We start from the raw sequence: 22,396 nt of genomic DNA, 5'->3' as shown, positions 1-22,396 counted from the left end.
AATCAGAAGGCTGTCAGAACACTTGGTTCAGAACATTTGGCTCAGAACACTGGCTCAGAACACTTGGCCGGCGTTCATCGCGAGGTGCTCGACGATCGGGCCGAGCGCGAGCGCCGGGAAGAAGGTCAGGCCGCCGATGATCAGGATCACGCCGACGACGAGGCCGACGAACAGCCCGCCCGTGGTCGGGAAGGTGCCCGCCGACGGCGGGATCGATTTTTTGGCCGCGAGCGAGCCCGCGATCGCCATCGCCGGCACGATCATGAAGAAGCGGCCGACGAACATCGCCGATGCGAGCGTGAGGTTGTAGAAGAAGGTGTTGCCGGTGAGGCCGGCGAAGGCCGAGCCGTTGTTGCCGGTCGCTGAAGTGAAGGCATAGAGCACCTCGGTGAAGCCGTGCGGGCCGGCATTGGCCATCGAGGCCACCGCCGCCGGATAGACCACGCCGACCGCGGTCCAGCCGAGATACATCAGCGGCAGCACCAGGATCGCGAGCATCGCCATCTTGACCTCGCGCGCCTCGATCTTCTTGCCGACATATTCCGGCGTGCGGCCGACCATCAGCCCTGCGACGAAGATCGCGAGCACGACGAACAGCAGCATGCCATAGAGACCGGCGCCGACGCCGCCGACGATGATCTCGCCGAGCTGCATGTTGATCAGCGGGATCATGCCGCCAAGCGCGGTGAAGCTGTCATGCATGGCATTGACCGCGCCACAGGAGGCGGCCGTGGTGATCACGGCAAACAGCGAGGACGCGACGATGCCGAAGCGGACCTCCTTGCCCTCCATGTTGCCGCCGGTGAGGCCGAGCGCCTGCATGGTCGAGGTGCCGTGCGCTTCCGCCCAATAGGTGACGGCGACGCCGGCGACGAACAGCACGCCCATCACGGCCAAAATCGCCCAGCCCTGGCGCTGGTTGCCGACCATGCGGCCGAACACGTTGGTCATGGCGGCGCCGATCAGGAAGATCGACAGCATCTGCACGAAATTCGACAGCGCCGTCGGGTTCTCGAAGGGATGCGCCGCGTTGGCGTTGAAGAAGCCGCCACCATTGGTGCCCAGCATCTTGATCGCGACCTGCGAGGCGACCGGGCCGACCGCGATGGTCTGCTTGGCGCCTTCGAGCGTCGTCGCCTCGACATACGGCCCGAGCGTCTGCGGCATGCCCTGCCAGACGAGGAACAGCGTGTAGACCACGCAGATCGGCAGCAGCACGTAGAGCGTGGTGCGGGTGACGTCGACCCAGAAATTGCCGACGGTGCGCACCGAGGCGCGCGAGAAGCCGCGGATCAGGGCCACCGCGAGCGCGATGCCGGTTGCGGCGGACAGGAAGTTCTGGTGCGTCAGGCCGAGCATCTGCACGAGATAGGAAACCGTGCTCTCGCCGCCGTAGTTCTGCCAGTTGGTGTTGGTGATGAAGGAGATCGCGGTGTTGAAGGAGAGATCCTGTGCAACCGCGCCCTGGCCTGCCGGATTGAAGGGCAGCATGGCCTGAAGCCGCATCACGCCGTAGATGATGAGGAAGCCGCCGACATGGAACAGCAGCATGGCGACCGTGTAGGTCAGCCAATGCTGCTCGCGCCTCTCGTCGACGCCGGAGATCCAGTAGATGCCGGCCTCGATCGGGCGCAGCACCGGCGACAGGAAGGTCCGCTCGCCATTGAAAACGCGCGTCATGTACCCGCCCAGCGGTTTCGTGAGCGCGACGATGATGACGCAAAAAAGAATGATCTGGATCCAACCGATCATAGTCATGCCATTAACCCTTCAGACCTTGTGTCTGGCGCAACAGCGGCAGGAGCACCGCCAGCAGGCCGGCGACGAGCAGGACGTCCGCCAGCAGCAATTCGACAAGCAGCAACACGGCTCAGAAGCGCTCCGGCCGCAGCAGCGCATAAGTGAGATAGACCAGGAGGCCGAACGAGACGGCGCCGGCGAGGGCATAGTCGAAGATCATGGTCCGCTCCCTCACAGCCGTTCGCAGGCATAGGTGTAGCCGATCGCAAGGGCGAAGAAGACGAAGCCCAGCGCCAGCATGAGAATGTCCATCATGGAATTGCTCCTCGTTGCGCGACGAATACCCGACCTGTGTCCGGATCGCGGCGCCGCGCCAATGCAATGCATGTCTCCGGCGACCGGCCGGAGCTTTCACCGCACCGAGGTGCCATCACGCGCATAGGTTTTCGAGATGAGCCCTATGGCGACCTTATAGGAATCCCATAAAGACCGGCCGTGGTTGAGGGCGGCCGAATGACACCGGCAAGGCACTCCGGATATTGGCCCGAGACGGCAGCGATGCCGATCCGGCATCACCTTCACTGCCGATAGTTATGGCGGACCGTCGCCCTGGTCTTCCATAAACGCCTGCCGCGAAAAGCTGCGGACATTTCGCAAAAAGCGATGGTCGGACATGGGCGCCAGCCGCGCGCCCGGTCCGGCGGCGCCCGTGCCTTTATGGAATCCCTATATCTCTCGCTCCCTCCTCATCTCGTTTTCAAATGCCGTTCCAGCCATCTTGGAGAGGCCGGCCGACTGACCGACACCCATTCCAGGAGGCCTGACATGACTGCCGCTCTCCGCCAATACGACCCGCCGTCGCTCGGCAAGCGTCTGGGCAATGCGCATGCGATGACGCGGGTGTTGATGCTCGAGGTCATCGACCACGCCTGCCGCCGATTTCCTTCGCTGGGCCAGAGCGCGCGTACCGCGCGCCTCATGCGCCTGATCGACGCGGAGGCCTGGACCGATGCTGCGCTGGCCCTGATAGAGATCGAGCTGCCGCTTTGGCAGGTCCGCCGCATCGCCTATGACGAAGGCGAATGGCATTGCGCGCTCTCGCGCGAACGAGAGCTGCCGGACTGGCTGGACGCCGCGGTCGAGGGATGCCACAGCGATCTTGCGATCGCACTCCTGTCTGCGTTCGTCGAGGTCCAGGCGCTGGAAGTCGAATCGTCCCGGCCGAGCGTTCCCTCGGTGCGCCAGACCCTCGATCCGCTCTACGTGCCGGCCGCCTGTGAGAACTTCGGCTAAAGCGCGATGATATCAGGATGAATCGTCATCGTGCTTTAGGTTATTTTTTGAGCATGATCTTTTCGGAAAACCGCTGCGTACTTTTCCGGATCATGCTCTAGACCGACGGGCTCAAGCTTGCTGCAATCCCGGAACATGCCGCAAACGCCAGGCCCGGCGCGCGTGCTGGCACGCTTCGCCGTGCGCGTCGTGCTGCTGTCTGCCTTTGCCGCATTCGGCAGCATCGGCTTCGGACGCAGCCTTGCGGCCCTGCTCTGGATGTCGATCATCCTGTGTGCGTCCGTCGGCCTCCTCAGGCGCGAGCCGCTGTTTGGCGCGGTTCTCAATCACTGGGACGAATGCGCCGCATTCGGCGCGCTGTTCGCGCTGGTTCATCTCGTCAGCGAGCCGAGCTGAACAGCTTTATGCGCTTCCTATGAGATAGCCACACCGCCTCACTCGAAATCATATTCGCTTGAAAAGATATTGATCGGATGGTTGCGGACTTGCGTTCGCCGCCTCTGTCAATCGGAAGGACTACGTCAATGAAGCTCGTCGAACCTCCCTCGTACAGTTCCCCCTCGACCATCGTCTTCGTCGGCCGCAACCACAGGGGACAATGGGTCGCGCAGGAGCAGAACGGCCTCTATGGCGGCCTGTTCGTCAACCGTGCCCAGGCCATCAAATATGCGCTGTTCGAGAACGGGCAGCATCCTGAAACCATCGTCGAGCTGCCGCGCGAGATCGAGCTCGACATGGGCAAGAACCCCAACAGCATCGTCTCACAGCGCGCCGCCTGAGCGCGCTTGCAGCGAGGCACCATGTTCATCCCTCCATCAGCCTGGTTCACCGGCTTCATTCCGGACCTGCCGACGCCGTTCGACGCAGCGGACGCGGTCGATCTCAAGGCGTTCGCCGCGCTCTGCGAGCGGCAGATCGCGGCGAGTGCTCCCGCGGTCGTGGTCTGCGAGACGGCTGGCGAGGCATCGACGCTCTCGCCGGCCGAACAGGAGCTCGTCATCCGCACCGCGGTCGATGTCGCCCGCGGACGCGTCCGGGTCATTGCCGGCGCCGTCTCGAATTCAACGAGCCATGCCATCGAGCTCGCACGGCGCGCGGAAGCGGCCGGCGCCGACGCCGTCATGTCGGTCGTCCCCGCCTACAACAAGCCGATGCAGGAGGGCATGCTCGCGCATTTCCGCGCCATCGCAGGCGCGATCGGCCTGCCGGTGATCCTGCACGACATCCCCTCCCGCACGCTGCGGCCGCTGGCCGACGAGACGCTGCTGCGTCTCGTCGAATCCCGCCAGTTCGTGGGCCTGCGCGATGGGAGCGGTGACATCACCCGCCCCATGCGCCTGTCGCGGCATCTGCCGGCGGGCTTCCGCTTCCTGTCCGGCGACGACAGCACCGCGTTCGGCTTCATGACGGATGGCGGCGATGGCGCGATCTCGGAGGTCGCCAATATCGCTCCCGATCTCTGCCGCACGATCTTCTCGCATGTCAGGCAGGGGCGCCTGCAATCGGCGCGCTACCTGCACAAGCGCCTCATTCCGCTGATCGCCTGCCTCGCGAAAGAGAGCCCCGCTGCGCTCAAATACGCGCTCAGCGTGCTCGGCCTGATGTCGGAAGCCACACGGCTGCCGATCGTGCCGCTGGAGGCGGCCGGGCAGCGGGAGGTGATCCGGGCATTCGCCGCGATCGCCGACGAGGAACTGATCGACGGCGTCGGGGCCTGAGGCGTCGCGGGCGGGCATCGCATGCCAACATTGGTCGAAGGGTCTCACAGGCTGCTGCTCCACGCCTGGCAATTGGCGCTGCTGCGCTTTGCCGTGACACGTGATGAGTCCGACAGGCTCAACGTCGCGGCGCTCGCGGCCGAGCTCGATCACCTCGGCGGGCGGCGTCACGCCAACGATTCGCTGCACTTCTTCCGACGCACCAGCTCGCAGCTCTGCGCGGCCATCGGCGGGCAGCACCCGAACGCGGCCGCGATCCTGGACGGCTTCTGCAAGCAGATCGATGAGCCGCGGCTGCGGCTTGCCTTTACCGCGGCGATCGGGATGACGCATTCGGAGCCGGCGCCGCCGCAGCCGCTGCCGAAGCGGAACCCCGATCTCTTCAGGGGGCTGTCGGCGCGACGCTCGGCGTCTTTATGAGATTCCTATGCCGGCACCCCGGCGGTCATCTCGCAATCCTACGCAGCGATGGACATCATAAACGGCAGATTGGAGCGGCCGTCCCGCCGTGCCAAGGACAAGGACTTCCAACATGTCGATCCTGACACATGGCCTTGACCGGCCCTTCCACGCCGAACGCCCGGCGCTGCTGTCAACGGAGCGCAAAGCCTCGCTCAAGCGCGTCGCACTCGGCGCGCTCGCCCTGCTCTCGATGGGCAGCGTGCTCACCGCGCTGATCGCGCTCAAGACCGCAATCTACGTCTGGCATCTGCACGCCTGAGCCGCAGGGAGGCCCCCATGACCTTGCAGATGTGTGAAGAGGCCGCCATGGCCGCAATCGCTCTTCAAGCCGCACATCGCCGGCCGAAGACCCGGCAGGCGCAGGCGATGCTCAAGCCACTCGATCCCGACGTCCTCAGCGCCGCCATCCCGGCCTTCTTCATCGGGCGCAACAGCGCCGGCCTCTGGGTCGCGCGCGAGGCGAACGGCCGCATTGGCGGACTGTTCCTGTTCAAGAGCTCGGCGGTTGAATTCGCCAATCGCCAGAGCGCGCCGACGCGGTGCGCGCTGGTGTTTCCCACCGAGACGATCGAGCTCGACGTCGAGAACCGCGGCAATCCGCTGATCGTGCTGGCGGAGGGAGCCATGCGGCTTCTGGCGCGCATGACCACGAGGCCACCGGCATGATCGAGCTCAAGATCGCCATCCTGGTGGCGCTGATCAGCGCGTTGCTGCTCGGCCTGCGCCTCACCGCGGCGCCGGACGGCTAGCATGCAGCTCCTCAAGGGAAATCTCGAGCACGCGGTCACGACGACGATCCTGACCATGACGCTGAGCCTGATCTGGGGCGCGGTCCTGACGCTCGTGATCACGCTTCTGGCCCGCGGGCTCGGGGTCTAGGATCTCGACCGCGAATTGACCATGGCTGCCTACGAGGCAAGCGGCCGGGCCGGCATGGCTGTCGCGACGCCCGTCTGAGGCCCGCGTATCCCGCGGAAAAAGCCCAGCCGATCTGGCGCAATTTCACGGAACCGTGTAGAGCGGTTTCATGAGCAACAGCAGCGTCCACGTCGTCGCCCACCCCCTGGTCCAGCACAAGCTCTCCCTGATGCGGGAGAAGGACCGCTCGACCAAGAGCTTTCGCGAGATTCTCAACGAGATCGGGATGCTGCTCGGGTACGAGGTGACGCGCGACCTGCCGCTGGAGCTGGTCGAGATCGAGACACCGATCGCGCCGATGCAGGCGCCGAAGATCGCCGGCAAGAAGCTTACGCTGGCGCCGATCCTGCGCGCCGGCGTCGGCTTCCTCGACGGCATGCTGGCGCTGATGCCCTCGGCGCGCATCGCCCATATCGGGCTCTATCGCGACCCCGAGACATTGCAGGCCGTGGAATATTACTTCAAGGCGCCGCAGGACCTGTCCGACCGCACCGTGATTCTGATGGACCCAATGCTGGCGACAGGCAACTCGGCCTGCGCCGGCGCCTCGCTGCTCAAGGCGCGCGGCGCCCGCGACATCCGCTTCGTCTGCCTTCTGGCTGCGCCCGAGGGCATCGCACAGTTCCAGAGCGAGCATCCCGACGTGCCGGTCTGGACCGCCGCAATCGACGAGCGGCTCAACGACCACGGCTACATCGTGCCGGGCCTGGGCGATGCCGGCGACCGGATGTTCGGCACCAAGTAGACAGCTGCGCGCCGCCGGGTTACTCCGGTTACCATGAGCGCCAACGATTTTTCGCTGCAATCGCTGATCCGCCCTGAGGCTGCCGAGCCCGCCTTCGTGTTCGACGGCACACTGGTCTCGCGCGTGGAATTTTTGGCGAGGGTCGAGCAGACCGCTGCCTGGCTTGCCGCGCAAGGCATCGGCAAAGGCGATGTCGTTGCGGTCTGGCTGGTCAACCGGGTCGAATGGATCGCGCTGCTGTTCGCCGCGGCCCGCCTCGGCGCCATCGTCGCCGCCGTCAATACGCGCTACCGCAGCGCGGAGGTCGCTCATCTGCTCAAGGTCTCCGGCGCGAAGCTGATGGTGGTCGAGGCCGCGTTCCGCTCGATCGATTTCGCCGCGATCCTCGCCGACATTGCCAAGGACGATGTCCCCGCGCTGCAACAGCTTGCCGTGGTCGGCGCGGACAGGATTCCCGCGCAATGGCCCTGCGTGCGTTTCGATGCCTTCGACGCGGTCCATCCGCCTGCCCCGCTGGCTCAAGGCGACGTCGACCGTCCGGTCCTGCTCTACACGACATCAGGCACGACCAAGGGACCGAAGCTCGTTGCGCATTCGCAGCGGACGCTGGCGAGCCACGCCGTCTCCATTGCCAACGCGCTCCAGCTCGATCCGCAGCGCCATTCGCTGCTGGCCATGCTGCCGTTCTGCGGCACCTTTGGCATGACGAGCCTGCTCGGTTTCATCGCGGCGGGCGCGACCATCCATGTGCTCGATGCTTTCGAAGCAGCGCCGGCGCTGAAAATTCTCAGCGAGCACAGGATCACGCACTCCTTCGGCTCGGACGAGATGTTCCGCCGCATCCTCGCCCTCACCGACGCGCCGCGGCCGTTCCCGCATCTCGAAATCTGCGGCTTTGCCGCATTCCAGCCCGGCTGGCGCGAACTGGCCGCAGAAGCCGAGGCGCGCGGCATGAGTCTATTCGGGCTCTACGGCTCGAGCGAAGTGCAGGCACTGTTCTCGATCGCCCGCGGCGGCGACACCTTCGCAAACCGCATCGAAGGCGGCGGGTGGCCGATGTCGCCCGACGCAAAAGTGCGCGTGCGCGATACCGAGAGCGGCGAGCTTGCCGCCCACGGCGTCTCCGGCGAGATCGAGATCAGCGCGCCCTCGCGCTTCCTCGGCTATTTCAACAATCCCGAGGCTACGGGCGATGCGATCACCGCCGACGGCTTCTTCCGCACCGGCGATATCGGCCGGCTGCGCGGTGACGGCGCTTTCGTCTACGAGACCCGCGCGGGCGACGCGATGCGGCTCGGCGGCTTTCTCGTCGCCCCCGGCGAGATCGAGGACGAGCTCAAATCCTGCCCGGGCGTGGCCGATGCCCAGGTCGTCGCGGTCGATCTGAAGGGCCAGGCGCGCTGCGTCGCCTTCGTGATTGCGGCTGCGGAACCGCCGCAGCAGGAGGCGTTGACCGCGCGCTTGCGCGAACGGCTCGCCGGCTACAAGGTGCCGGCGCGGATCTATCTCGTCGACGCCTTCCCAGTCACCGACAGTGCCAACGGCGTGAAGATCCAGCGCGCGCGGCTTCGCGCCATGGCGATGGATCGGATCGCGACCGAATAGGCCGACCACCTCCTCGACGATCTCGTCTTGGACGCTCGCGATGATCAACTGAGGCGCCTAAGGCGCGATGAGATTTTGGATGAATCGTCATCGCGCTTTAGGTTGTTGTTTACGCATGACCTTTCCGGAAAACCGCTTAGTACTTTTCCGGATCATGCTTTAGCGCGCGGCGCGAAGCAGTGCCGACAGCGCCTCGCGGTGCTCGGGCGCAGCGACCGCGATCATGCGGCGCGCGCGCTCGGCAAGGCCGCAGCCGCGCAGCTCCGCGATGCCCCATTCGGTGACGATGGCGTCGACATCGGCGCGGGGGGTCGTCACCGTCTCGACATTGGCGACGATGCGGCTGCTCCCGTCCGACGCTGTCGCCGGCAGCGCGATGATCGCCCTGCCGCCACCAGACGCATTGGCCCCGCGCACGAAATCGAGTTGCCCGCCGATCGCGCCGATCGCAACGCCATTGAGCGTCTCGGAATTGACGCTGCCGTCGAGCCCGACCTGCAGCGCCGAGTTGATCGCGACCAGCCGGTTGAGCCGCGCAAGCACGTTCTGGCCGTGCGTATAGGATGTCGGCCGCACCGAAACCATCTTGTTTTCGTGAACGAAGCGATAGAGCCGCTGCGTGCCGATCACCTGGTTGGTGACCGTGATCCCGGCATCGATCCCCTTCTCCGCATTCGTTACCGCGCCACACGCGATGAGGTCGACAACAGCGTCGTTGATCAGCCCGGAATGGATGCCGAGATGGCGCGCATGGGTCAGCGAGGACAGGATCGCATCCGGAATCCGGCCGACGCCGAACTGGAGCGTGCTGCCGTCGGCAATCAGGCCCGCCGCATGCGCTGCGATGCGGCGCGAGACGTCATCAAGCGGCGGTGAGGCCAATTCCACCGGCGGACGGCGAGCGGGCGCACGCACATGGATCGGCACGTCCTGCGGCCATTCCGCGCCGAACGTGAAGGGCGCATCCGGATTGATCTCGGCAATGACGCAGCGCGCGCCGCGCGCGGCATCGATGACGTAGTCGTTGGAGAGGCTGGCGCTGAGCCGTCCCCCGGACTCCGCAAGTTGCACCAGAACGACATCGGCTTGATGGCGGCGCGCGGCGAAGTCGGCGCAGAAGGCGCTGTAATTGCTCGGAATCACGTCGAGCCGCCCGGCCTTCGCGAGTCGCCGCGCATTGCCGATCACGCCATAGCTCTGGAACGAGACGTTCGGCGCGCAGGACGCGGAGAATGTGTCCGAGAAGATCGGCCCGACCATGATGCGGAAGGCGGGCAGATGCCCGGCCTGCGCAACCAGCGCTTCGGTGAGGGTGACGGGCTCGGCCGTCGCCTGCCCGCACACGACGAGATCGTTCTCCCGGATCAAGCCGGAAAACTCGACATTCACGGCTTCCTGCCGAGCCATTCGCGCGGAGCCTAGTACGACTTCGCGAGGCCCAGCACCTTTTCCGCAATGAAACTGAGCGCGAGCTGCGGGCTGACCGGCGCGATACGCGGGATCAGCACTTCGCGCAAATAGCGCTCGACGTGGAATTCCTTGGCGTAGCCGAAGCCGCCATGGGTCATCACCGCCTGCTCGCAGGCATGGTACCCGGCTTCGCCTGCGAAATATTTCGCGGCGTTCGCGCCGGCTCCGCAGGGCAAGCCCTTGTCGTATTGCCAGGCCGCCTGCATCACCATCAGCCAGGCGGCCTCGAGCTCGACCCAGTTCACCGCGAGCGGATGCTGGATGCCTTGATTTTTTCCGATCGGACGATTGAACACGACACGGGTCTTGGCATATTCGGTCGCGCGCGAGAGCGCCAGCTTACCCAGCCCAACGGCCTCGGCCGCGATCAGGATGCGCTCGGGGTTCATGCCTTCGAGGATGTACTCAAAACCCTTACCCTCTTCGCCGATGCGGTCCTCCATCGGAATTTCAAAGTCCTCGAAGAACAGCTCGTTGGAATCGACGATCTTGCGGCCCATCTTCTCGATCTCGTGGACCTTGATCCTGTTGCGGTCGAAGTCCGTATAGAACAGGCTGAGCCCGTGGGTCGGCGAACGCACCTCCTCCAGCGGCGTGGTGCGCGCCAGCAGCAGGATCTTGTGCGCGACCTGCGCGGTCGAGATCCACACCTTCTGGCCGTTGACGATGTAGCGGTCGTTCTTGGCGACCGCGCGGGTCTTGAGCTGGGTGGTGTTGAGGCCGGTGTTGGGCTCGGTGACGGCGAAGCAGGCCTTCTCGCGGCCCTCGACCATCGGTGGCAGCATGCGCTTGCGCTGCTCCTCGGTGCCGAACACGACGACGGGATTGAGCCCGAACACGTTGATGTGCACCGCGGAGGCGCCGGACATGCCGGCGCCGGATTCCGCGATGGTGCGCATCATGATCGCAGCGTCGGTGATGCCGAGCCCGGAGCCGCCATATTGCTCCGGCACGCAGATGCCGAGCCAGCCGGCATCGGCGAGTGCTTTATGAAAATCGTGCGGGAAGCCGCCATCGTGGTCCTTCTTCAGCCAATAGGCGTCGGGAAAGCCTTCGCAGATTTTTGCGATGGCATCGCGAATGGCTTCCTGCTGATCGGTGAGCGCGAAATCCATGATGGTCTCCTTGTGGAGGCTCGTTAAGCTTAGCGCCCCATCTGCGAGGGCAGCCAGAGGATGATAGACGGAAACGCCACCAGGATCGCAATCGCGATCAGGTGCGCGATGAAGTGCGGAAAGGTGCCGTGGAACACCTCCGCGACCGGCCGCTTGGCATAGCGGGCGACGATGAAGCAGTTCAATCCGACCGGCGGCGTGATCATGCCGACCTCGGCGGTGACGATCTTGATGACGCCGAACCAGATCGGGTCGAAGCCGAGCGTCTTGATCAGCGGCAGCACGATCGGTACGGTCAGCACCAGGATCGCGATCTGGTCCATGAACGAGCCGAGCACGATGTAGCCGCACAGGATCAGCGTGATGATCACCCAGCGCGAGGTCGGCAAGCTACCGATCCAGGCGACGAGGTCCTGCGTGACATGGGTGAGCGTGAAAAAATAGCCGAAGATCGAGGCGCCGACCAGGATCATGATGATCATGCAGGTGCCGTGGCAGGCGCGCAGCAGCGTCCTGTAGAGCGAGGTCGGCGTGATCTTGCCCTTGACGATCGCGAGCAGGAAGGCACCGAACGCGCCGAAGGCCGAGGCCTCCGTCGGCGTCGCGACGCCGAGATAGATCGTGCCCGTCACGATCGAGAACAGCACCACCATCGGCGAGACCTGCCATAGCAGCGCAAATTTTTCGCGCCATGGCACCGATTTCGCAGCCGGGGCACGCGCGGGATCCTGCCAGACCAGGAAATAGATCGTGGCCATGATGGTGATGGTGACGAGGATCGCCGGGATGATGCCGCTGATCAGCAGCTTGCCGATGTTCACCTCGGCCAGCAGGCCGAAGATGACGAGCGCAACGCTGGTCGGCAGCAGCATCGACAGGGTGCCCGAGATCGCGACCACGCCCGCGGCCATCTTCGGCTCATAGCCCTGGCGGATCATCGCCGGCAGACTGGTCGAGGACAGCGTCGCGGCGGAGGCCGTCGAGGTGCCGCAGATCGCGCCGAAACCGGCGCCGGCGAGCGCGGTCGCCATGCCGAGGCCGCCGGGGATGCGGCCGACCCAGGCTGACGCGGTCTTGAACAGATCATCCGCGACGCCCGACAGCAGCACGAGGTCCGCCATCAGGAGGAACATCGGGATGGTGATCAGCTCGTAGGAGGAGACGGTCGAGAGCGGCGCGGTTTGCAGAATGCCGAACAGCGTGGACCAGCCACCGACCATGACGAGGCCGACCGAGCCGGAAAAGGCCATGGCGAAGCCGACGGGCGTGCCGAGCGCGAGCAGGCCGAACAACAGGGCGAGAACGATGAAAGGTGTCATGGCGGCCTGCCGTTACTCGAAGCTGCGTGCTTCACCGACGCCGGTTACCGGCGGCAGCGGATAGAGGTCGCGGCCGCTGACGAGGCTCAGCACATTGCCGACGAGCTGAAGCGCCAGCCGAAGCACCAGCACACCGCAGCCGAACGGCACCAGCGCCGCCGAGATCCAGGTCGGCCAGGGGATCGCGCCTGAGAGCACATCGTGCTGCTCGTAATTCTCCAGCGCGCGCTCGAACCCGACCTTGCAGATCAGGACGAACACGAACAGCCCGGCGAGCGCGGTGACGATCTCCGACAGCCGCCGTCCCGTCGGCGAGAACCGCGACAGCAGGATGTCCACGCCGACATGCGCATGTTCGCGCAGGCCGTCCGAGAGCGTGAAGAAGAACACGCCGGCGAGCAGATAGAGCCCGATCAGATCGTAGGTAAAGGCGAACGGACTGTTCAGCACGTAACGCATGAACACGTCGGTCACCACCAGCAGCATGATCACGAACAGGAACACCACTGCGATCACCGTCAGCGCGCGCTCCAGCGCACCGAGCACTTGCCCTGCCCGTTCGATCACTTCGCGCCTCCCTCTTCGTTTTGGGATTACTTGTTGCCGGCGGCGAGCAAGTCGTCGAACTCCTTCAACGCGGCAGAGGCCTGCTTGCCGCGGCTGTCGAGCCCGCTCGCCCACTGCTTGCCGACATCCTTGAGCCTGTCCTTGATCTCGGCGCGCGTCGCCTCCGGCAGCGGATCGAAGCTGACGCCTTCGTCCTGCATGTGCTTCTTGGTGACTTCGCCTTCCTTGTCGACGTCGGAGCAGGCCTTCGGCGTGATCGCCTCCGAGGCCTCGTTCATCGCCTTCTTCACGTCGTCGGGCAGCTTGTCCCAGACCGACTGGTTGATGGAATAGGCGACGATGAAGCTGCCGAAGCTGACGCCTTCAGTGGCGTGCTTGACCAGCTTGTCGAGGCCGTAGGACACGACGCTGTCGAGCGGGAACAAGAGGCCGTCCATGGTGCCGCGCGACAGCGACTCATAGGCATCGGGCGCGGCCATGCGCACCGGCACGGCATTGAGTGCACGCAGCGTCAGATCCTGCGCGCCGCCGGTGGTGCGCAGCTTGAGGCCCTGCATGTCCTTGGTGGTTTCCACCTTCGACTTGACGGTCCACACCTGATAGGGCGGCAGCACCACGGCCATCAGCAGCTTGATCTTGTTCGGCGCGTATTCCTGCTTGGCCAAAATGCCTTCGCGCGCGGTCTTCCAGTAAGCGAGCGTGCCCTGGCAGCTGGTCGCGAACGCGCCCGGCAATTGCGCGACTTCCGACAGCGGCATCTTGTCGGAAACGTAGGACGGCCCGATGTAGCCGATGTCCACCACGCCCGACTGTGTCAGACGCAGCATGTCGGCCGCCTTGCCGATCTGCTGGTTCGGATAATAGGTGAAGGTCACCGCGCCGTTGGTGCGCTTGGTGACATCGTCCATCCAGGGCTTGAGCAGCAGGCGGACGAGATAATGACCGGCGGGGAAAGAGTCGGCGACCTTCAGCTCCAGCGCCTGCGCCTGAAATGTCGAGACCGGCAGCGAGAGTGCGAACGCAGCGGCGGCCCAGACCAGTTTCGTCTTCATCTTGTTCTCCCTGAAGCGCCCATGCGGAAGGCGACAGCGAAACGCTGCAGCACAGTCCGGTCCTCACCCCATTTCTTGCTTGAAGAAAATGTACATATACGTGAATTCATATGTCAAGTATATGAACTGTGCATAGAGCCATGCGTCCGAGGGCGGAGCCCTCGAATTGACATCGACGTTCCGTGAACTCTAATTCCACATATGTGAATTTATCTAACGGGGACCCATGGGACCGCTCGCCGGCTTCACCATTCTCGATCTGACCTCGGTGCTGATGGGCCCTTACGGCACCCAGGTGCTGGCGGACATGGGGGCCGACGTCATCAAGGTCGAAAGCCCCGAGGGCGACATCGTTCGCCAGATCGGTCCTGGTCGCGTGCCCGGCATGGGCGGGATGTTCCACAACGCCAATCGCGGCAAGCGCAGCATCGTGCTCGACCTCAAGAAGGCGGAAGGCCGCGACACGCTGCTGCGATTGGCCAAGAGCGCCAACGCGCTGGTCTACAATGTTCGCCCGCAAGCGATGGCGCGGCTCGGCCTCGACTACGAGACGCTGGCCGCGATCAATCCCGCCCTCGTCTATGTCGGCGCATTCGGCTACGGCCAGTCCGGTCCCTATGCCGCCAAGCCTGCCTATGACGATCTGATCCAGGGCGCCGCCACCATCCCGACGCTGCTAGCTGCCGCCGGCGACGGCACGCCGCGCTACGTGCCCGTCACCATCGCCGACCGCATCGTCGGCCTGATGATGGTGAATGCGATCATGGGCGGGCTGATGCATCAGCAGCGCACCGGCCAAGGCCAGCGCATCGACGTGCCGATGTTCGAATCCATGGCGGAGTTCGTGCTGGTCGATCACCTCGGTGGTCTCACCTACGATCCCCCGCTCGATCATGGCGGCTACGCCCGCCTGCTCTCACGCTATCGCCGGCCCTACAAGACCAGCGACGGCTATCTCTGCGTGCTCATCTATAACGACAAGCACTGGCGCAGCTTCTTCGAGGCGATCGGAGAGCCGCATTTCCTGGATCAGCCGCGCTTTGCCAACCACGCCGCGCGGACAAAACACATCGACGAGATCTACGAGGAGATCGGCCACGTCTTCCTCACGCGTACCACCGCGGAATGGCGCGAACTCTTGGAACGCGCCGACATTCCGGTGATGCCGATGCACACGCTGGAGACTGTTCTGGACGATCCACATCTCAAGGCGATCGACTTCTTCAGGACCGTGGATCACCCCGTTGAGGGACGCATCCGCCAGATGCGCGTGCCCTCCACCTGGAGCGTGACTCAGCCCGAGCCCGCCGGCCCCGCACCGACGCTGGGCCAGCACGGCCGCGACATTTTGCGCGAGGCCGGCTTCTCGGCCGAGGAGATCGAGCAGCTCGCGGAGCAGAAGGCAGTTCATCTGGCCGCGCCGCCTTAAGCGTGGGCGCGGGCCAAATCGCAAGATGCAGGGAGGAAACCGCGATGGCCGGACTTTATTTCGAAGACTTTTCCGTAGGCCAGGAGTTCAGGCATCCGCTGACCCGGACCGTCACGGAGATGGACAACACCATGTTCAGCCTGCTGACGCTCAACCCGCAGCCGTTGCACATCGACGCGCATTTCGCCGAAAAGACCGAATTCGGCCAGCGCATTTTCAACAGCCTTTACACCCTCGGCATCATGATCGGCATGACGGTCTATGATACGACCTTGGGCACCACCGTCGCCAATCTCGGCATGACCGACGTCACCTTTCCGAAACCGGTCTTCCATGGCGACACGTTGCGGGCGACGACAAAGGTGCTCTCGGTGCGGGAATCCAAATCGCGGCCCAAGGCCGGCATCGTCGAATTCGAGCACCACGCCTTGAACCAGAACGACGAGATCGTCGGCAAATGCCGTCGCATGGCGCTGATGCACAAGAGGCCGGTCTGATGCGTTCGATGCTGTTCGTGCCGGGCGATTCCCCGCGCAAATTCGAGAAGGCGAGCGAAGGCAAGGCCGACGCGCTGATCATCGATCTCGAGGATTCCGTCGTCACCGAGAAGAAGCCGGAGGCGCGCACCCTCACCCTGGCGATGCTGAAGAGCCGTCCCGGCCCGCATCAGCTCTATGTCCGCGTCAATGCGCTCGACACCGGCATGACGCTCACGGATCTTGCCGCGGTGATGCCGGGCAGGCCCGACGGCATCGTGCTGCCGAAATCGCAGGGCGGCGACGACGTGCGGCAGGTCGCGACCTGGCTCGAAGCCCTGGAAGCAGCATCCGGCATCGGTGTCGGGGCAACCCGTATCGTCTGCGTCGCCACGGAGACAGCAAGTTCCGTCTTCGGCCTCGGCAGCTACAAGGGCTGCTCCCCTCGCCTCGCCGGTTTGATGTGGGGCGCGGAGGATCTCTCGGCTTCGCTGGGCGCCACTGAGAAAGCGAGCGGTGGCGTGTTCCACAGCCCCTATCGTCTCGCACGCGACCTCTGCCTGATGGCGGCGGCCGCGGCCGAGGTCGCGCCGATCGACACCGTCTATACCGACATCGACAACCTGGCGGGCCTCGAGCAGGAGACGCGCGCGGCGCGCCGCGACGGCTTTTCGGCGAAGGCGCTGATCCATCCCAAACACGTCGATGTCGTCAACGCGGCGTTCGAGCCGACGGACGCCGAGCGCGCCTGGGCGGAGAAGGTGATCGCGGCGTTCGCGAGCAACCCGAACTCCGGCACGCTGCGGCTCGACGGCCAGATGATCGACAAACCGCATCTTCGCGCCGCGAAGAAGATCCTCGGCCAACCCTAGGACGCAAACCTCGCCATGATCGTTCGCCAAGCCGCCAACGTCCTGGAGATCATGGAATTCTTCGCGCAAACGAGGAAGCCGGCGACGCTTGCCGAGATTGCCGATCATTTCGGCTGGCCGCGCTCGTCGACCTTCAACCTGCTCGCAACGCTGTCGGAGAAGGGCTATCTCTATGAGCCGCGGCCGCGCGCCGGCTTCTATCCGACGCCGCGGTGGCTCGCGATGGCGCGGATGATCTCCGAGGTCGAACCGCTGCCGCCGTGGACGCATCAGCTGATCGCCGATCTCTCGGCCGAGACCGGCGAAACCGCCTCGATCGTGGCGCCGGCCGGCGTGATGGCGGTGTTCATCGACGTCGTCGAATCCCAAGCCGCGATCCGCTATTTCGCCACCATCGGCCACCGCGTGCCGATCCACGCCACCGCGAGCGGCCGCGCGCTGCTGCTGCAATATTCGCAGGAGGAGCGCGATAGCGTCTATCGCAAGATCGAGTTCAAGCAATACGGCCCCTCGACGCCGATCAGCATCGAGGCCGTCGAGACCGAGCTGCGCAACTCGATCTCGCGCGGCTATTGCCAGAGCTTTGCGGACTACAGCCGCGACCTTGCCGGCGCGGCAATCCCGCTGCCGATCGGCGATCGCAGGCTTTCGGTCGTGGTCGCGGGGCCGGAGTTTCGGATTGGGCCAAAGGTGCCGGAGGTGGCCTCACTGATCGCACGGACGGTCGACCGGCTGCGGCCGAAGACCACTGCGGCTTAGATTTTTTTGAGTTGAATCAAACTGCGACCGCATCAACGGTGCGCCCCCTCGCCCCGTTCTTACGGGGAGAGGGCTGGGGTGAGGGGCTTCTCTCCGCACGAGAGATCGTCGAGAGACCTGTACCCCCTCACCCGAATTCGATCTGCGATCGAATTCGACCTCTTCCCGCAGGCGGGGAGAGGTGAAGCCACGCCAGCCTTAATCGAATCCCTGAACGGGCGGCGTCGTTGTCTCGGCCGGCGCCGCAGGCGCGGCTTGAGCCGGTTGCACCGCGGGGGCGGCCTGGACCGGCGGATTGCTCGCAGCTCTCATCTGACCGCTCGCCTCCATCGCCTGGCGCGTGCGCGGCGGAGCGGTGGTCGCAGCCACCGGGGTCGCCTCGCGTCCTGACGGCTGCCGATGTCTTGCCGACCGCGAACCTCTCACACCCCAGGACCTCGCGATCGAAGGTCCGGCGGTATAGCCGATCACCGCGCCCGCGACGGCACCGACCGGGCCGAGCACGACGGCGCCGGACACGGCGCCTATCGCCGCAGAGCTTGCGCGCTCTTGCGCAACGGCGCTTGCCGGCACTCCGGCCAGCAGCACGATGGCAGTGATCAAAGCCTTGTTCATCAGAGCGCCTCCCTCACGGGAGATCACTCTTATGCAAATATGGCCGCAGCGGGTTTGTCCGTGGCCCAATACGGGGCAATCGCGGATGGAACTCCGGCAATTCAAGGGCCTCCGCTGCCGATCGCGGTTCCAGCGGAAGCCGACCAGCGCGAGCTAAAGCATGATGAGATGAGGCTTGACCGCTGCAACGGCGGAGGTGCGCTCCCTCTCCCGCTTGCGGGAGAGGGTTGGGGTGAGGGTGCATCCGCAATGGGACACTCCCCTAGAGGAGAAAGCCCTCACCCGGCGCTTCGCGCCGACCTCTCCCGCAAGCGGGCGAGGTGAACCGAGCCTGCGGCACTCGATTCAACCTAACGCCATTCCGCTCTAGACGATCTTGATCGACATGTCCGGTAGGCCCTCGAGCTTGCACAAGAGCACGTCGCCCTTCACCACCGGGCCGACATTCTCGGGCGTGCCGGAATAGATGATGTCGCCGGCCTTGAGCTCGAAGGCTTCCGACAGTTTTGCGATCTGCTCGGCGACGCTCCAGATCATCTTGCTGAGATCCGAGCTCTGCTTCACCGCGCCGTTGATCGCGAGCGAGATCGCGCCCTTCTCGAAATGACCGGTCTTGCTGGCGGGGTGGATCGGGCCGATCACCGCGGCGTGGTCGAAGCTTTTGCCGACCTCCCACGGCTTCTTCTCGGCGGCCATGCCGTTCTGGAGATCGCGCCGGGTCATGTCGAGGCCGAGCGCGTAACCATAGACATGGTCGAGCGCCTTTTCGGCGGGGATGTTGGTGCCGCCGGATTTCAGCGCCGCGACCAGCTCGACCTCGTGATGATAATTCTTGGTCAGCGACGGATAGGGATGATCGGCGACCTCGCCGATCGCGACGTTCTGGATTGCATCCGTCGGCTTTTGGAAGAAGAACGGCGGCTCGCGGTTCGGATCCGAGCCGCGCTCAATCGCGTGCGCGGCATAGTTGCGGCCGATACAGTAGATGCGGCGGACCTGGAACACCTGGGTCTCGCCGACGATCGGGATCGTCACCATCGGCACCGCGAACATCGGCTTGGGCCCGGCCTGCGCTGCCGCAGGAGAGGCGTCGGCGATGGTGGCTGCGGTCACCACGGCGGCGCTTGCGAGCAGATCGCGTCGCGTGGGTGAGGAGGTCTTTTTCATGTCTTATGCTCCAGGGACGGCCATTTGCGTCGGACCGACCGATAGTGGATCAGACATCTCCGGGCAACGCCCTTGGCCTCGATATCGCAGCGCATCATGCGAACGACGCGCTAGGATCAGTCATTTGACAAGGCAACCGCCATGCAGGGGACCGGGTGGAGCAGTCTGAACGTATCTGCGCGCGCCACGCGCGCCGCCGGAATGGCACTGTTCGTCATCGGGATATCGCCGGCAGCCGGCAGGGGCGCGGAGATCGTCGATCCCAAATCGATGAGAGCGATCGGCACGATCGATCCGCGCTTCCAGTCGTACAACATCGAGATGGTGGAGGTCACCGGCGGACGGTTCTGGAGACCCTATGCGCAAGGAGGCGGTCGCGGCGATCGCTACGCTTATCGACCGCCGATCGATCTCGCCAACACGCGGCTGCGCAAGCTGGCCGCGGCACTCGGGCCGGCCTATTTGCGCGTGGGCGGCACCTGGGCGAATGCGACCTTTTTCGCCGACACCGACGATCCGCCAGCCGCACCGCCTGCCGGCTTCAACACCGTGCTCAACCGCACGCAATGGCGCGGCGTCGTCGACTTCGCACGTATCGCCAATGCGGAGATCGTGACGTCCTTTGCCATCAGTCCCGGTAGCCGCGACGCTGACGGCGTCTGGACGCCGGACCAGGCCCAGCGCCTCGTCGATTTTACGCGATCGCTGGACGGACGCATCGCTGCCGCCGAATTCATGAACGAGCCGACGCTCGCAGCGAACAATGGCGCGCCGGCGGGATATGACGCGAATGCCTATGGCCGCGACTTCAAGGTCTTTCAGACGTGGATGAAGCGCGCATCGCCGGAGGCGTTGATCGCAGGACCTGGCTCGGTCGGCGACTCCGCCGCATCCTCGGCCACTGGCATCAACACGCGCGATCTGCTCGCCGCAGCGGGCCCCGGACTCGATCGCGTCTCCTATCACCACTACAACACGCTCTCGCCCCGCTGCGGCGTGCACGACGATCCGGCCCGGGCCCTATCCGAGGACTGGTTTTCACGGACCGACACTGCGCTCGCCGTCTACCGCGGCCTGCGCGACGAATTCGAGCCGGGCAAGCCGATCTGGCTGACGGAGACCGCGGATGCCGCCTGCGGCGGCAATCCCTGGGACGCGACCTTTCTCGACAGCTTTCGCTATCTCGACCAGCTCGGCCGCCTGGCCAAGGCCGGCGTTCAGGTGGTGATGCACAACACGCTCGCGGCGAGCGACTACGGCCTGCTCGACGAGAAGACGTTTCGGCCACGGCCGAACTACTGGGCCGCGCTGCTCTGGCATCGCCTGATGGGAACGACCGTGCTCGACGCAAGCATGGCCTCGACGCGCGTCATTCACGCCTATGCGCATTGTCATCCCACGACCAAAGGCGCGGCGTCCGTGCTCCTCATCAACATTTCGCAACAGGGATCGCACGCCGTGACGCTGGCGGCACGCGGCGACCGCTTCACGCTTCGGGCGCGCCGCCTCCAGAGTGCGAGCGTGCAATTGAACGGTCCGACGCTCGCCCTGACCGGCGGCGACGATCTGCCCCGCCTTGCGCCGCGAACTGCATTCGCTGGCCGGATCCGCCTGCCGCCCGCCAGCATCACCTTTCTGGTGACGCAGGACGTCGCCGCCTGCCGCTGACTGATTTCAGGATTTCAGCGCATCGCGCGCCGTCTCCGGCGCCATCAAGGTCGCGATGATCGTGATGATCGACAGCGCGATGATGTAGACCGACACCGCCCAGTAGGAGCCGGCCCATGCCAGCAGCGCCGTTGCGATCAGCGGCGAGAAGCCGCCGCTGATGGCGGCTGCGACATTGGCCCCCAGCGAGGCGCCGCTGTAGCGCACCTGGGTGCGGAACAGCTCCGGCATGAAGGCGGCCTTCGGCCCGAACAGCAGCGCATGCGTCAGCGTCATCGTCACGACAAGCGCGAGCGTGATCAGCGCAGGCTCCCTGGTGTCGAGGAACCAGAACAGTGGAAACGCCAGCGCCACCGAGAACACGCCGCCGGCGAGATACAGCGCCTTGCGGCCGAAAATGTCGGAGAGCCAGCCGGCCAGCGGTAGCGTCGCAAACTCGACGATCGCGGCATAGACCACCGCGTTCAGGATCACCTGCCGCGGCAGGCCGAGCTTCGTGGTGGCATAAACGACTGTGAAGACGGTGAGGAGATAAGCAAGGCCCACCTCGGACACCGTGATGCCGATTGCCAGCAGAAAACTGCGCCAGTCGCGGCGGAGCACTTCCCACACCGGCTGCGCCAGCACTTCCTTGCGCTCCACCACCTCCTTGAAGTGCGGCGTCTCCGCAAGCTTGAGTCGCACGATGAAGCCGACGCCGACCAGCAAGATGCTGATCCAGAACGGCACGCGCCAGCCCCAGCTCAAGAAGTCCGCCTCGGGCAGCTGCGTCATCAGGCCGAAGATGCCGGTGGAAGCGGCGACGCCGACGGGAAAGCCGATCTGCACCAGGCTGCCATAGAAGCCGCGGCGGTTGCCGGCATGCTCGATCACCATCACCACCGCGCCGCTCCACTCGCCCCCGAGCCCGATGCCCTGGATGAAGCGCAGGATGATGAGCAGGATCGGCGCCCACACACCGATCTGGCTGTAGGTCGGCAGGCAGCCGATCAGGAAGGTGCCGAGCCCCATGGCGATCATGGTCGCGACCAGCATCTTCTTGCGCCCGAGTCGGTCGCCGTAATGCCCGATGATCGCGCCGCCGATCGGCCGCGCTACGAAGCCGACCGCATAGGTCGAGAACGCCGCGAGCGTGCCGACAAAGGGATCGAAGCTCGGGAAGAACAGCTTGTTGAGCACCAGCGCGGCCGCCGTGCCGTAGATCAGGAAGTCGTACCACTCGATCGCGGTGCCGAGCGCGCTCGCCCACACCACATGCGCCGTCGTCGATTTCTCCACTGATGTGGAGACCCCCGTTGCTGCCGTCATTGCCAGGCCCCATGAATTCCAGATGGCATCATGGCCAATCGCGATGGCGGTTGCAACTTGTCCGAGCATAATCGTCAACGAGGACCACAGCGAGAGAC

Annotated in this window: 25 protein-coding genes; 15 read left to right on the top strand and 10 right to left on the bottom strand. The window is 64.9% G+C overall.

Annotated elements, in window-relative coordinates; translation table 11 throughout:
- Positions 1-54 precede the first annotated feature (54 nt).
- Positions 55-1,758, bottom strand: coding sequence for a potassium-transporting ATPase subunit KdpA (gene kdpA, locus AAFG16_RS10880; protein ID WP_283084541.1), 1,704 nt, complete (start codon positions 1,756-1,758; stop codon positions 55-57).
- A 112-nt stretch (positions 1,759-1,870) separates the two neighbouring features.
- Positions 1,871-1,960 (bottom strand): K(+)-transporting ATPase subunit F, encoded by a 90-nt coding sequence (locus tag AAFG16_RS10875; RefSeq protein ID WP_018641117.1) that lies wholly within the window; start codon positions 1,958-1,960, stop codon positions 1,871-1,873.
- A 605-nt stretch (positions 1,961-2,565) separates the two neighbouring features.
- Here AAFG16_RS10875 and AAFG16_RS10870 point away from each other — a divergent pair.
- The 10 genes from AAFG16_RS10870 (at position 2,566) to AAFG16_RS10825 (ending at position 8,481) form a co-directional block, all read left to right on the top strand.
- Positions 2,566-3,033, top strand: a complete 468-nt coding sequence (locus tag AAFG16_RS10870; protein WP_342739102.1) for a hypothetical protein — start codon at positions 2,566-2,568, stop codon at positions 3,031-3,033.
- A 135-nt stretch (positions 3,034-3,168) separates the two neighbouring features.
- Positions 3,169-3,429, top strand: coding sequence for a hypothetical protein (locus AAFG16_RS10865; RefSeq protein WP_342739101.1), 261 nt, complete (start codon positions 3,169-3,171; stop codon positions 3,427-3,429).
- A gap of 128 nt (positions 3,430-3,557) precedes the next feature.
- On the top strand, positions 3,558-3,812 hold the full coding sequence (locus AAFG16_RS10860; protein ID WP_342739100.1) for a hypothetical protein: 255 nt from the start codon (positions 3,558-3,560) through the stop codon (positions 3,810-3,812).
- Positions 3,813-3,833: 21 nt separating this feature from the next.
- Complete coding sequence (dapA, locus tag AAFG16_RS10855) at positions 3,834-4,751, top strand: 4-hydroxy-tetrahydrodipicolinate synthase (protein WP_342739099.1); 918 nt, start codon at positions 3,834-3,836, stop codon at positions 4,749-4,751.
- A gap of 72 nt (positions 4,752-4,823) precedes the next feature.
- Complete coding sequence (locus AAFG16_RS10850; RefSeq protein ID WP_283084535.1) at positions 4,824-5,171, top strand: hypothetical protein; 348 nt, start codon at positions 4,824-4,826, stop codon at positions 5,169-5,171.
- 112 nt (positions 5,172-5,283) lie between these two features.
- Positions 5,284-5,472: a hypothetical protein gene (locus AAFG16_RS10845; protein WP_283084534.1), complete on the top strand. Its 189-nt coding sequence runs from the start codon at positions 5,284-5,286 to the stop codon at positions 5,470-5,472.
- Between the two features lie 17 nt (positions 5,473-5,489).
- On the top strand, positions 5,490-5,879 hold the full coding sequence (locus tag AAFG16_RS10840) for a hypothetical protein (RefSeq protein ID WP_342739098.1): 390 nt from the start codon (positions 5,490-5,492) through the stop codon (positions 5,877-5,879).
- 84 nt (positions 5,880-5,963) lie between these two features.
- Complete coding sequence (locus AAFG16_RS10835; RefSeq protein ID WP_265441509.1) at positions 5,964-6,092, top strand: hypothetical protein; 129 nt, start codon at positions 5,964-5,966, stop codon at positions 6,090-6,092.
- Between the two features lie 148 nt (positions 6,093-6,240).
- Positions 6,241-6,876 carry a uracil phosphoribosyltransferase gene (gene upp, locus AAFG16_RS10830; RefSeq protein ID WP_283084532.1) on the top strand — a complete coding sequence of 212 codons (636 nt, stop codon included), beginning with the start codon at positions 6,241-6,243 and terminating at the stop codon, positions 6,874-6,876.
- A 33-nt stretch (positions 6,877-6,909) separates the two neighbouring features.
- Positions 6,910-8,481, top strand: coding sequence for an AMP-binding protein (locus AAFG16_RS10825; protein WP_342739097.1), 1,572 nt, complete (start codon positions 6,910-6,912; stop codon positions 8,479-8,481).
- A gap of 159 nt (positions 8,482-8,640) precedes the next feature.
- On the opposite strand, the gene AAFG16_RS10820 is transcribed toward AAFG16_RS10825, so the two are convergent.
- From AAFG16_RS10820 to dctP, 5 genes are read right to left on the bottom strand one after another with little or no spacing between them, the layout of a single operon-like run.
- On the bottom strand, positions 8,641-9,888 hold the full coding sequence (locus AAFG16_RS10820) for an acetyl-CoA hydrolase/transferase C-terminal domain-containing protein (protein ID WP_342739096.1): 1,248 nt from the start codon (positions 9,886-9,888) through the stop codon (positions 8,641-8,643).
- A gap of 11 nt (positions 9,889-9,899) precedes the next feature.
- On the bottom strand, positions 9,900-11,066 hold the full coding sequence (locus AAFG16_RS10815; RefSeq protein ID WP_283084529.1) for an acyl-CoA dehydrogenase family protein: 1,167 nt from the start codon (positions 11,064-11,066) through the stop codon (positions 9,900-9,902).
- A 29-nt stretch (positions 11,067-11,095) separates the two neighbouring features.
- The gene (locus AAFG16_RS10810) at positions 11,096-12,385 is read right to left on the bottom strand and encodes a TRAP transporter large permease (protein ID WP_342739095.1); all 1,290 of its coding nucleotides are present in this window, start codon (positions 12,383-12,385) and stop codon (positions 11,096-11,098) included.
- Between the two features lie 12 nt (positions 12,386-12,397).
- Complete coding sequence (locus AAFG16_RS10805) at positions 12,398-12,952, bottom strand: TRAP transporter small permease (protein WP_283084528.1); 555 nt, start codon at positions 12,950-12,952, stop codon at positions 12,398-12,400.
- Between the two features lie 26 nt (positions 12,953-12,978).
- Positions 12,979-14,004, bottom strand: coding sequence for a TRAP transporter substrate-binding protein DctP (gene dctP / locus AAFG16_RS10800; RefSeq protein WP_342739094.1), 1,026 nt, complete (start codon positions 14,002-14,004; stop codon positions 12,979-12,981).
- 226 nt (positions 14,005-14,230) lie between these two features.
- Here dctP and AAFG16_RS10795 point away from each other — a divergent pair, with 226 nt between their 5' ends.
- Genes AAFG16_RS10795 through AAFG16_RS10780 form a run of 4 tightly spaced genes read left to right on the top strand, consistent with a single transcriptional unit; the run spans position 14,231 to position 17,540 of the window.
- A complete protein-coding gene (locus tag AAFG16_RS10795; RefSeq protein ID WP_342739093.1) occupies positions 14,231-15,433 on the top strand; it encodes a CoA transferase in 1,203 nt (400 codons plus the stop codon).
- Positions 15,434-15,477: 44 nt separating this feature from the next.
- Entirely contained in the window at positions 15,478-15,930 is a 453-nt protein-coding gene (locus AAFG16_RS10790; protein WP_283084525.1) for a MaoC family dehydratase, read from the top strand.
- On the top strand, positions 15,930-16,781 hold the full coding sequence (locus tag AAFG16_RS10785; RefSeq protein WP_342739092.1) for a CoA ester lyase: 852 nt from the start codon (positions 15,930-15,932) through the stop codon (positions 16,779-16,781). Before AAFG16_RS10790 ends, AAFG16_RS10785 begins: the two co-directional genes overlap by 1 nt.
- Positions 16,782-16,796: 15 nt before the next feature.
- Positions 16,797-17,540 (top strand): helix-turn-helix domain-containing protein, encoded by a 744-nt coding sequence (locus AAFG16_RS10780; protein ID WP_283084523.1) that lies wholly within the window; start codon positions 16,797-16,799, stop codon positions 17,538-17,540.
- Positions 17,541-17,738: 198 nt separating this feature from the next.
- On the opposite strand, the gene AAFG16_RS10775 is transcribed toward AAFG16_RS10780, so the two are convergent.
- Both AAFG16_RS10775 and AAFG16_RS10770 read right to left on the bottom strand, forming a co-directional pair.
- Complete coding sequence (locus AAFG16_RS10775) at positions 17,739-18,155, bottom strand: hypothetical protein (RefSeq protein ID WP_342739091.1); 417 nt, start codon at positions 18,153-18,155, stop codon at positions 17,739-17,741.
- Positions 18,156-18,521: 366 nt separating this feature from the next.
- Positions 18,522-19,322 carry a fumarylacetoacetate hydrolase family protein gene (locus tag AAFG16_RS10770; protein ID WP_342739090.1) on the bottom strand — a complete coding sequence of 267 codons (801 nt, stop codon included), beginning with the start codon at positions 19,320-19,322 and terminating at the stop codon, positions 18,522-18,524.
- A 141-nt stretch (positions 19,323-19,463) separates the two neighbouring features.
- On the opposite strand from AAFG16_RS10770, the gene AAFG16_RS10765 reads away from it, so the two are divergent.
- Positions 19,464-20,990 (top strand): hypothetical protein, encoded by a 1,527-nt coding sequence (locus AAFG16_RS10765; protein ID WP_342739089.1) that lies wholly within the window; start codon positions 19,464-19,466, stop codon positions 20,988-20,990.
- Positions 20,991-20,996: 6 nt separating this feature from the next.
- Here the strand turns inward: AAFG16_RS10765 and AAFG16_RS10760 are convergent, their stop codons facing one another.
- On the bottom strand, positions 20,997-22,298 hold the full coding sequence (locus tag AAFG16_RS10760) for an MFS transporter (RefSeq protein ID WP_342739088.1): 1,302 nt from the start codon (positions 22,296-22,298) through the stop codon (positions 20,997-20,999).
- Positions 22,299-22,396: the final 98 nt, after the last annotated feature.

Source organism: Bradyrhizobium sp. B117 (assembly GCF_038969555.1).
Taxonomy (GTDB): Bacteria; Pseudomonadota; Alphaproteobacteria; order Rhizobiales; family Xanthobacteraceae; genus Bradyrhizobium.
The sequence above is the reverse complement of the archived record's forward strand: the minus strand, read 5'-3'. Positions and strand labels throughout refer to the sequence as shown.

Coding starts and splice junctions, on each gene's coding strand:
- AAFG16_RS10835 (WP_265441509.1), top strand. CDS start 5,964: ATGCAGCTCCTCAAGGGAAATCTCGAGCACGCGGTCACGACGACGATC.
- AAFG16_RS10790 (WP_283084525.1), top strand. CDS start 15,478: ATGGCCGGACTTTATTTCGAAGACTTTTCCGTAGGCCAGGAGTTCAGG.
- AAFG16_RS10815 (WP_283084529.1), bottom strand. CDS start 11,066: ATGGATTTCGCGCTCACCGATCAGCAGGAAGCCATTCGCGATGCCATC.
- AAFG16_RS10765 (WP_342739089.1), top strand. CDS start 19,464: ATGCAGGGGACCGGGTGGAGCAGTCTGAACGTATCTGCGCGCGCCACG.
- AAFG16_RS10870 (WP_342739102.1), top strand. CDS start 2,566: ATGACTGCCGCTCTCCGCCAATACGACCCGCCGTCGCTCGGCAAGCGT.
- AAFG16_RS10820 (WP_342739096.1), bottom strand. CDS start 9,888: ATGGCTCGGCAGGAAGCCGTGAATGTCGAGTTTTCCGGCTTGATCCGG.
- kdpA (WP_283084541.1), bottom strand. CDS start 1,758: ATGACTATGATCGGTTGGATCCAGATCATTCTTTTTTGCGTCATCATC.
- AAFG16_RS10840 (WP_342739098.1), top strand. CDS start 5,490: ATGACCTTGCAGATGTGTGAAGAGGCCGCCATGGCCGCAATCGCTCTT.
- dctP (WP_342739094.1), bottom strand. CDS start 14,004: ATGAAGACGAAACTGGTCTGGGCCGCCGCTGCGTTCGCACTCTCGCTG.
- AAFG16_RS10795 (WP_342739093.1), top strand. CDS start 14,231: ATGGGACCGCTCGCCGGCTTCACCATTCTCGATCTGACCTCGGTGCTG.
- AAFG16_RS10780 (WP_283084523.1), top strand. CDS start 16,797: ATGATCGTTCGCCAAGCCGCCAACGTCCTGGAGATCATGGAATTCTTC.
- AAFG16_RS10875 (WP_018641117.1), bottom strand. CDS start 1,960: ATGATCTTCGACTATGCCCTCGCCGGCGCCGTCTCGTTCGGCCTCCTG.
- AAFG16_RS10865 (WP_342739101.1), top strand. CDS start 3,169: ATGCCGCAAACGCCAGGCCCGGCGCGCGTGCTGGCACGCTTCGCCGTG.
- AAFG16_RS10860 (WP_342739100.1), top strand. CDS start 3,558: ATGAAGCTCGTCGAACCTCCCTCGTACAGTTCCCCCTCGACCATCGTC.
- AAFG16_RS10810 (WP_342739095.1), bottom strand. CDS start 12,385: ATGACACCTTTCATCGTTCTCGCCCTGTTGTTCGGCCTGCTCGCGCTC.
- dapA (WP_342739099.1), top strand. CDS start 3,834: ATGTTCATCCCTCCATCAGCCTGGTTCACCGGCTTCATTCCGGACCTG.
- AAFG16_RS10785 (WP_342739092.1), top strand. CDS start 15,930: ATGCGTTCGATGCTGTTCGTGCCGGGCGATTCCCCGCGCAAATTCGAG.
- upp (WP_283084532.1), top strand. CDS start 6,241: ATGAGCAACAGCAGCGTCCACGTCGTCGCCCACCCCCTGGTCCAGCAC.
- AAFG16_RS10770 (WP_342739090.1), bottom strand. CDS start 19,322: ATGAAAAAGACCTCCTCACCCACGCGACGCGATCTGCTCGCAAGCGCC.
- AAFG16_RS10775 (WP_342739091.1), bottom strand. CDS start 18,155: ATGAACAAGGCTTTGATCACTGCCATCGTGCTGCTGGCCGGAGTGCCG.
- AAFG16_RS10760 (WP_342739088.1), bottom strand. CDS start 22,298: ATGACGGCAGCAACGGGGGTCTCCACATCAGTGGAGAAATCGACGACG.
- AAFG16_RS10845 (WP_283084534.1), top strand. CDS start 5,284: ATGTCGATCCTGACACATGGCCTTGACCGGCCCTTCCACGCCGAACGC.
- AAFG16_RS10825 (WP_342739097.1), top strand. CDS start 6,910: ATGAGCGCCAACGATTTTTCGCTGCAATCGCTGATCCGCCCTGAGGCT.